Below are 7,217 nucleotides of genomic sequence, written 5' to 3' on the forward strand. Positions count from 1 at the left end.
GCAAAATCTGGACAAAAGAGCCCGAACGATTCAGGCTCGATCCAACCCATCAAACCTTGGGACTAAACACCTAGGCCTCGTAATTATCCAGGAAAATTACTATGATTGGACAATCTCAGTAGGTTTTGGCGATAATGAATGGTCTGAAACTCCACGACCTACGGTGCTTTGACGCCGTGGCAAGCGAGGGCAGCTTCCAGGCGGCCGCCCTTGCCTTGAACCGATCGCATCCATCCGTCTTCGCCGCTGTCGCACGCCTCGAGCAGTTGCTCGGGCTCACACTTCTCGACCGCAGCGGATATCGGGTGGGGCTGACGGAGGCGGGCCGCGAGTTTCACGCGCGAGCGCAGCTGACATTGCGCGAGCTCGACCATCTGCGAACCTATGCGGGCCAGTTGGCGAGTGGCGAGGAGACGGTCCTGCGTGTCGTCGTGGGTGATCTGTGCCCGCGACCGCAAATCCTGCCTATGCTCAGCGGCTTCTTTGCCGAACGCACCGGGACACGCCTGCACCTGGAGTACGAGGCGGTCGGCGGTCCGCTCGAACGGTTGATGGAAGGCGAGGCTGACCTCATCTTCCATCGCGCGGATCCTTCCGATCCGCATCTCGAGCGGATCCATCTCTGCGCGGTGCCCCTCGTGCCGGTGGTGGCGCCTGGGTTCCTTCCGTTCGCGCCTGGCCGCGAGATTGCGCCGGAGCAGATGCGGCCCTTCACCCAGTGCGTGATCCGCGACACGGCGCGGCGGCCGTCGCCGGAGAGCTATTTCCTCGTCGACGGTGCGCATCAGTGCTCGGTGCCGGATCATCTGATGAAGAAGGAACTGATCCTTCACGGATTGGCCTGGGGCCATCTGCCGGCATGGCTGATCGAGGACGAACTGCGGGATAGGAGGCTGATCTCGATCGCTGGTGCACATCTGCCCGGCCGGACGGAGACCCTGGCGGCGGTGCGCCGGCGCGACCGACCGCATGGACCCGTCGCCCAGGCGTTGTGGCTTCATCTCCAGGCGCAAGTGGCATCCGGCGAGGCGCTTTAGCCGGCATAGGATCGGCCCGCGCTGAGCCTGCGCGCGGCTCCTGTTGTGCCAGTCGCTTTTGGCTTGCCGGGCGCAGGCGATTGCCGCAAAGGTTAAGCGTTGATCCTCCCTGCCCGGCCTGACATTTGAACGTTCCCGCAAGATCAGACGAAAGCGCAACGCCGTCCGCGGCGATGCTGTTCATGCTGTCCACCTATGTCTTTTTCACCTTTCTCGACACATCGAGCAAATATCTGGTGCTGGCCGGCGTCTCGGCGCTGATCGTCGCCTGGGCCCGCTTCACCGTCCATGTCCTGCTTGTCGGCGTCTTCCTGCGCGGCTGGCGCGAGCCGTCGCGCTTCCGCGCCAACAATTTGCCGGCCCACATCCTGCGCGGCGGTCTGCTGTTCGGCTCGACGATGTGCAACGTCATGGCGCTCAAAACGCTTCAACTGGCCGAGACCACCTCGATCTACTTCTTCGGGCCGATGGTGATCACCGCCCTTGCCGGACCGCTGCTTGGTGAATGGGCCGGCTGGCGGCGCTGGCTGGCAATCCTGTCGGGCTTTGTCGGCGTGCTCGTCATTACAAGGCCGGGCATCGGCGTGTTCGGCATCGGCCATCTTTTCGCGCTCGGCTCGATGCTGTCGAACAGTTTTTACGTCATCATGACGCGGCGGATGTCAGCCAGCGAAACCTCGGAAAGCCTGATCCTGTTTTCGGCGCTGGCGCCGGCCGTGCTGCTTCTGCCGATGCTGCCGTTCTCGCATGGGCTGCCGCAGGATGGCTGGCACTGGTTCATACTGGTGATGCTGGGCGTGTTCGGCGCCGGCGGCCACTGGCTGCTGGTGCAGGCCTACCGCCTGGCGACCACCACGGCGCTGGCGCCGTACCCCTATTCGCAGATGGTCTGGATGATCCTGTCCGGCTGGATCATCTTCCACCAGTTCCCCGACCGCTGGACGCTGGTGGGTGCAGCCATCATCGTCGCCAGCGGCCTTTACATCATCCATCGCGAGCACCGTTTGCGGCTGCGCAATCGCACGACCGTCGATGCCGAGGCGGAGGCGCTGGCGAAAAAACTTTGATTTGCTCCGAATCCGATGGCATAACGCCGCATTTAAAAAATTTTAAAAAAACTCGGGGAGCGAAGGGCTGGCACAAAAGATCAAGCTTTCGACGATCGCGGATGCGCTTGGCGTCTCAACGGCCACGGTATCCCTCGCCTTGCGCGACAGTCCACTGGTCGCAGGCGCCACGCGTGACCGCATCAAGGAGCATGCGCGGGCCATCGGGTATATCTACAACCGCCGCGCCGCCTCACTGCGCACCTCGCGCTCGGGGATTGTCGGCGTCGTCGTGCACGACATCATGAACCCGTTCTTCGCCGAGATCCTGCGCTCCATCGAAAGCGAACTCGATCGCAGCCGGCAGACCTTTATCCTGTCCAACCACTACGACCAGCTGGAAAAGCAGCGCACCTTCATCGACACGCTGCTGCAGCTCGGCGCCGATGGCGTCATCATGTCGCCGGCCATCGGCACGCCGGCTTCCGACATCGTCATGGCCGAAGAAAACGGCCTGCCGGCGGTGCTGATCGCACGCAGCGTGGAAGGCGCCGACGTGCCGGTGTTTCGCGGCGACGATGCCTATGGCACAGCACTTGCCACCAATCACCTGATCTCGCTCGGCCACAAGCGCATCGCCATGATCGGCGGCACCGACCAGACCTCGACCGGGCGCGACCGCTACCAGGGCTATCTCAACGCCATGGAAGCCGCCGGGCTGGAAGTCAGGCCGTCCTGGCGCATTGCCGGGCCGCGCACCAAGCAGGGCGGATTCGAGGCGGCTGGACAGTTTTTGGCGCTTAAAGACAAGCCAACCGCCGCCTGCTGCTGGAATGATCTCGTCGCCATAGGGCTGATGAACGGCATTGCCCGCGCCGGCCTGGTGCCGGGCGCCGACATATCGGTCACCGGCTATGACGATCTCGAGGAGGCGGCAATCGCGACACCGGCGCTCACCACGGTCTGGAATGGCCAGCGAGAGGTTGGCCGCCGTGCCGCCAGCGCGCTGCTCGACAAATTGAACGGACAGGCGGTACGGCCGTCACAGGAACTGATCAAGCCGGAACTGCATGTGCGCCAGTCGACCGGCAAGCCGGTGGAGCGTGCATGACCAAGACGGATGCGTTGCAGACCGTCGCCGTTCTGGTGCCGGGACATTTCAACGACCATGCGGTCGAGCGCATCGACCGCACCTTCAAGCGGGTCAAGATAGAGCGCGCCGATCCCGCCCTGGTCACCGACGAGATGCGCCATGACGTGCGCGCCATTGCGTCCTTCGCCGGCGTCAATGCGGCATTGATGGATGCATTGCCCAACCTCGAACTCATCGCCTCCTTCGGCGTCGGCTATGATTCGGTCGATGCCGGCCATGCGGCCAAGAAAAACATCATGGTCACCAACACCCCCGATGTTTTGACCGAGGAGGTCGCCGACACCACGATCGGCCTTTTGCTCAACACCGTGCGTGAACTTTACAACGCCGAGAAATGGCTGCGCGACGGCAGTTGGGTGAAGAAGGGCAACTATCCGCTGAGCCGGCTGACCTTGCGCGGTCGGCATGTCGGCATTTTCGGCATGGGCCGCATCGGCCTTGCCATTGCGCGCCGGCTGGAAGCGTTCGGGCTGCCGGTGGCCTACCACAACAGGCGCAAGGTCGAAGGTCTGGCTTATGAATACCACCCGACGCTGAAGGGCCTTGCCGAAGCGGTCGATACGCTGATTTCCGTAGTGCCGGGCGGCGCTTCCACGGAGAAGGCGGTCAATGCCGAAATCCTGGCGGCGCTTGGCGCCAACGGCGTTTTCGTCAACATCGGCCGTGGCAGCACGGTCGACGAGGCAGACCTCGCCGCAGCGCTTGCCAACGGCACCATCGCCGCCGCCGGGCTCGATGTTTTCGCCGATGAACCGAATGTGCCTAAGGCTTTGCTGGAGGCGCCCAACACCTCGCTTTTGCCCCATGTCGGCTCGGCCTCGCACCACACGCGCCGCGCCATGGCGGATCTGTGCGTCGACAATCTCGTATCCTGGTTCAGCGAGCGCCGGCCACTGACCCCGGTGCCGGAGACGGCGCAAGTCAAGCCACGAAGCTGAGCGGCTGTCTGCCACACTCGTTAACGTCGGCTTAACGCTTTGGAATCATTCTGCATCTGCGCCGGGGGGCGCGGAGTGCAAGATGACGAAACTTCCGGCATTGATTGCGGCAGCGGCACTTTTCGCCGGCTTTCAGCTGTTTCACGGCGGCAGCAGTGAAAGTTCGGCCAATGAAGCAAGGCCGGCAACCACCTTCAGGCTGGTCGCCAATGGCGACGAAGGCGACTGCGCGGTTAGCCGCGGCGCCGCGATTGACGATGGCCTGTCGCTGTTGACCGTGGCGCCGAACTGCCGCGGGCTGCTGCCGGGGATCGAGCGGGCAAAATTCTGGCGAGAGGGCGAGGACGGCACGATCGCGTTCAGCGCCGACGGCACCGACCCGATCGTCACCTTCTCGGTTGCGGATGGCGACGGCTACGAATCCTACGCTCCGGCCACGCCGCTGCTTTCGCTGGCGACAACCGGCGAACGGGATCAATCCGCCGGCAATTGATCGTCGGGATTTATTCCGCCGCCGCCCGCGCGCCGGCCTTCGCCGCCGCATGCAGGCGCACCGCATCGCCGAAGGCGCGGAAGATCTTGGCCGAGTTGCCGTCCGACTTGACCCAGTATTCGGGGTGCCATTGCACGCCGACGGCGAAGGCGCGGGCGTCCTTCACCGAAACTGCCTCCACCGTGCCGTCGCCGGCAACCGCCTCGACCTGCAGCTTCGAGCCGAGCCGGTCGATGCCTTGGCGGTGCAGCGAGTTGACCTTGATGTCGCCGGCGCCAAACACGCCGGCCAGGCAGCTGCCCGGCTTGATCGAAATGGTCTGGTGAATGGCGAAGCGTTCGTCCTGGTTGTCGCTCACCGGCGCGCGATGGTCGAGCGAGCCTTCGCGCTCCTGGATCTCGGTGCCAAGCGTGCCGCCCAGCGCAACGTTCAACTCCTGGATGCCGCGGCAGATGGCAAGCAGCGGCACGCCGCGCTCGATCGCCTTGCGGATTAGCGGCAGCGTGGTGGAATCGCGCGCCGGGTCGTAGGGGCCGTTGGCTTCGCTGGCGTCGCCGCCATAGAGCGATGGATGCACGTTGGACTTCGAGCCAGTGACCATGACACCGTCGACCGAAGACAACAGCTCGTCGAAGTCGAGCCGGTCACCGAATGACGGCACCAAAAGCGGGAACACGCCGGCGCCGGAAAGTGCTGCCTCGATATATTGCTGCGGGACGGCATGCCAGGTGTAGTTGTCGAACTGACGGACGTCGGTTGATATGGCGACGAGCGGCTGGTGCATTTTGGGTCCGGATTCCATTTGGCGCGAAGCGAATAGCTATTGTGCCTGCAAAATAGGCGATCCGAAGGCGCTTTTCCATGGCAAGTTTCGCCATCTCGCATGGGCCACGCGGCGAACGTTAGACTATAGTTGCAGGCTGGCCGGCCGGCCCGCGGATTTGTCGCCAGCGCCGCCGTCAAATCCCGCCACCATGCTGGACTCGACCTTTTGCCCGTGTATTGTTTCGGGCAAATCGATACCGGACGTGAGGAGATGTCCCTGATATCGGTTGTTGGTCCAATAGGGAGGAACTGCATGGATCGTCGTTCATTCATCCGCAAGGCCGGGGTCACCGGCGTGGGCGCAGCGGCGGCTGCCGCTACGCTAGCCGCACCGGCAATCGCCCAGTCCAATCCGAAAGTGACGTGGCGGTTGGCGTCATCCTTTCCCAAGTCACTCGATACGATCTATGGCGGCGCCGAAGTCTTCTCCAAGATGCTGTCTGAGGCGACGGACGGCAATTTCCAGGTCCAGGTCTTCGCCTCCGGCGAACTCGTGCCCGGCCTGCAGGCCGCCGACGCCACCACTGCCGGCACCGTCGAGGCCTGCCACACGGTGTCATACTATTATTGGGGCAAGGACCCGACATGGGCGCTCGGTGCGGCGGTGCCGTTCTCGCTCAACGCGCGCGGCATGAACGCCTGGCACTATCATGGCGGCGGCATCGACCTGTTCAACGAGTTTCTTGCCACGCAGGGTCTTTTCGGCCTGCCCGGCGGCAACACCGGCGTGCAGATGGGCGGCTGGTTCCGCAAGGAGATCAACACCGTCGCCGACCTGTCCGGCCTCAAGATGCGCATCGGCGGCTTTGCCGGCAAAGTGGTGCAGAAGCTCGGCGTCGTGCCGCAGCAGATCGCCGGTGGCGACATCTATCCGGCGCTGGAAAAAGGCACGATCGACGCCGCCGAATGGGTCGGCCCCTATGACGACGAGAAGCTCGGCTTCTACAAGGTCGCGCCCTACTACTATTATCCCGGCTGGTGGGAAGGCGGCCCGACCGTCCATCTCTTGTTCAACAAGGCCAAGTACGAGGAGCTGTCGCCCGCCTACAAGTCGCTTGTGCACACCGCCGCGCAGGCGGCGGACGCCAACATGCTGCAGAAATACGATTTTCTCAATCCTGCGGCGGTGAAGCGGCTGGTGGCCGGCGGCGCGAAATTGCGCCCGTTCAGCCAGGACATCATGGCCGCCTGTTTCGAGAAGGCCAATGAGGTCTACACCGAAATGGAAGCCACCAACGCACCGTTCAAGAAGATCTGGGACTCGATCAAGGGCTTCCGCAAGGAGCACTATCTGTGGGCGCAGGTGGCCGAGTACAATTACGACACCTTCATGATGGTCCAGCAGCGCAACGGCAAACTGTAGGCTGGGATCTGTCCCTTCTCCCCGTCACTATACGGGGAGAAGGTCCCGGCAGGTGGATGAGGGGCGGCGCAAACTTCGGCGATTGATCGCCTTGGGCTTGGTAGCCGCCCCGAAATTATAGCTTATCTTTCCAAGCGTTGACGCTGCACCTCACCTGCCTGCCGGTGTCCAGCCGATAGATGGGTAACACTTTGAACCGGATACATAGGTGACACTTCTCTCCCTATGCGTCCGCCGCAGCGCCAAGCGGATTGGTTGGCGCGGCGCTGCGGCGGACAAGCTTCATATGCCGTGTGTCGATGATGCCGAGCGGGTGGGCATGGAATGAGAGTGTCCATTGTCCGTCTTCGGTCTCCAACGCA

The 7,217-nt window shown here is 63.2% G+C and carries 7 protein-coding genes; 6 read left to right on the plus strand and 1 reads right to left on the minus strand.

Annotated elements, in window-relative coordinates:
• Window positions 1-134 precede the first annotated feature (134 nt).
• From X728_RS137205 to X728_RS137185, 5 genes are all read left to right on the plus strand, one after another.
• Window positions 135-1,037: a LysR family transcriptional regulator gene (locus tag X728_RS137205; RefSeq protein ID WP_023694713.1), complete on the plus strand. Its 903-nt coding sequence runs from the start codon at window positions 135-137 to the stop codon at window positions 1,035-1,037.
• A gap of 182 nt (window positions 1,038-1,219) precedes the next feature.
• Window positions 1,220-2,104, plus strand: coding sequence for a DMT family transporter (locus X728_RS137200; RefSeq protein ID WP_032886143.1), 885 nt, complete (start codon window positions 1,220-1,222; stop codon window positions 2,102-2,104).
• Window positions 2,105-2,171: 67 nt separating this feature from the next.
• Complete coding sequence (locus X728_RS137195; RefSeq protein ID WP_023671355.1) at window positions 2,172-3,194, plus strand: LacI family DNA-binding transcriptional regulator; 1,023 nt, start codon at window positions 2,172-2,174, stop codon at window positions 3,192-3,194.
• Window positions 3,191-4,174 (plus strand): 2-hydroxyacid dehydrogenase, encoded by a 984-nt coding sequence (locus X728_RS137190; protein WP_023746556.1) that lies wholly within the window; start codon window positions 3,191-3,193, stop codon window positions 4,172-4,174. The genes X728_RS137195 and X728_RS137190 overlap by 4 nt, the downstream gene beginning before the upstream one ends.
• An 82-nt stretch (window positions 4,175-4,256) precedes the next feature.
• Window positions 4,257-4,667, plus strand: coding sequence for a hypothetical protein (locus X728_RS137185; protein ID WP_023683514.1), 411 nt, complete (start codon window positions 4,257-4,259; stop codon window positions 4,665-4,667).
• Window positions 4,668-4,677: 10 nt separating this feature from the next.
• On the opposite strand, the gene X728_RS137180 is transcribed toward X728_RS137185, so the two are convergent.
• The gene (locus X728_RS137180; protein WP_023703661.1) at window positions 4,678-5,451 is read right to left on the minus strand and encodes a gamma-glutamyl-gamma-aminobutyrate hydrolase family protein; all 774 of its coding nucleotides are present in this window, start codon (window positions 5,449-5,451) and stop codon (window positions 4,678-4,680) included.
• Window positions 5,452-5,745: 294 nt separating this feature from the next.
• Between X728_RS137180 and X728_RS137175 the strand changes: the two genes are divergently transcribed.
• A complete protein-coding gene (locus tag X728_RS137175; RefSeq protein WP_023671351.1) occupies window positions 5,746-6,855 on the plus strand; it encodes a TRAP transporter substrate-binding protein in 1,110 nt (369 codons plus the stop codon).
• Window positions 6,856-7,217 lie beyond the last annotated feature (362 nt).

Origin of the sequence: Mesorhizobium sp. L103C119B0, from assembly GCF_000502235.1 — a bacterium.
Taxonomy (GTDB): domain Bacteria; phylum Pseudomonadota; class Alphaproteobacteria; order Rhizobiales; family Rhizobiaceae; genus Mesorhizobium.